Source organism: Bradyrhizobium sp. Ken01 (genome assembly GCF_055807355.1).
The window spans coordinates 1-325 of record NZ_JBVVPC010000171.1; the positions used below are offsets into that span (position 1 = coordinate 1).

The window sequence follows — 325 nt, forward strand, 5'->3', positions numbered from 1 at the left end:
CCGCCATGATGGTCCGGCCACAGAAGAGCGCCGTCTGCATAGTTGATCAAGCCGTAGCAGTTCGGACCGATTATCGGCATCTGGCCGGCGGCAGCAATAAGCTCGGACTGCAGTCTCGAGCCTTCCTGATCATAGGCTCCGGTTTCGAGGAAGCCGCCGGCGTAGCAGACAGCGCCGCCGGCACCGCGCTCAGCCAGGGCGTTGATCACCTCTATGGTGAGATGCCGGTTGACGCCAACCCATGCAGCGTCAGGCGCCTCGGGCAGATCGGCCACCGAGCGGAATGCCCTGCGGCCAGCGACTTCCTCTTTAGTGGGATGCACCG

At 63.7% G+C, this 325-nt stretch carries 1 protein-coding gene; it reads right to left on the bottom strand.

All coding sequences use genetic code 11. The annotated features are described in order from the left end of the window. On the bottom strand, window positions 1-325 hold a 325-nt coding region (locus tag AC0L3S_RS39225; RefSeq protein WP_473285320.1), incomplete at both ends, for a CoA-binding protein.